Below are 1100 nucleotides of genomic sequence, written 5' to 3'. Positions count from 1 at the left end.
TAATCCGTTCACTTCGATTGAAGAGCAAGAGCGCGATGTGTTCCAAGACATCTTCTCGGAAGATTTCAGCTTTGACGAGCAAAGCGATCTGGATCACAACATGAATGCGCCTCAAGCGTTGCCACCAGAAGGGGTGAACCTAAAAGAGCTATTAGCAGATTTGGAAGTCAACATGATCAGCCAAGCGTTAGAAGCGCAAGGTGGGGTCGTTGCAAGAGCTGCAGATATGCTGGGTATGCGCCGTACAACGTTGGTTGAGAAAATGCGCAAGTATAATTTGCAGCGTTAGATCGAGCTTCAGTTCAATCACAAAAGTTATCTTTTCTGACATTAAAATCAGACATTTCTCGGTGTCAACTTATTGTCGATAACATAACGTCATGATAAATATAAAAAATAGCTTGGTACGCTAATTGCTTACCAAGCTATTTTACTTTTTAGTGGCGATATTTCGACAGGCAGTGAATGGACAATAACACCAACCAATCCCATTTAGACTCAGTAGAAAACCAAGTTGAGCGCTATAAGCAGGTATTGGATGTGATGCCCGCAGGGGTTATTTTACTCGACACGTATGGTGTTGTGCGAGAAGCCAACCCCGAGGCGCACCGAATTCTAGAAATCCCACTGGTTAACGAGAAATGGTTCAACATCATTCAAGCGGCTTTTGATCCGCGTGAAGATGATGGCCACGAAGTGTCACTGCGTAATGGTCGCAAAGTGCGTTTGGCGATTTCTGCCTCCGCGACAGGGCAGCTGATCCTCATCACCGACTTAACCGAAACCCGTTTACTGCAAGCTCGTGTGAGTGATCTACAACGTCTTTCTTCATTAGGGCGTATGGTTGCATCGCTAGCGCATCAAGTGAGAACGCCGCTGTCGAGCGCAATGTTGTACGCCTCTAATTTGGGCGCGCCTAATCTTCCGCCAGCGACGAGAGAGCGCTTCCAAAGTAAATTAATGGATCGACTGCACGATTTGGAGAAGCAGGTTAATGATATGCTGCTTTTTGCTAAAGGTGGTGATAATAAAGTCATTAAGCCATTTACGATTGCTCAATTGGTTGCTGAATACCAACCAATGGTCGAAACCGCTCTTAA

At 45.5% G+C, this 1100-nt stretch carries 2 protein-coding genes; both read left to right on the top strand.

Annotation, left to right across the window (positions count from 1 at the left end; all coding sequences use genetic code 11):
- Positions 1-289 (top strand): helix-turn-helix domain-containing protein (locus R7127_RS26790; protein ID WP_318148748.1); only part of this gene is annotated, 289 nt, incomplete at its 5' end.
- Between the two features lie 176 nt (positions 290-465).
- The coding region (locus tag R7127_RS26785; protein ID WP_140144293.1) for a histidine kinase dimerization/phospho-acceptor domain-containing protein at positions 466-1100 on the top strand (635 nt) is incomplete at its 3' end.

It is taken from the genome of Vibrio sp. 1159 (genome assembly GCF_033340395.1).
GTDB lineage: Bacteria > Pseudomonadota > Gammaproteobacteria > Enterobacterales > Vibrionaceae > Vibrio > Vibrio alginolyticus.
The sequence above is the reverse complement of the archived record's forward strand: the minus strand, read 5'-3'. Positions and strand labels throughout refer to the sequence as shown.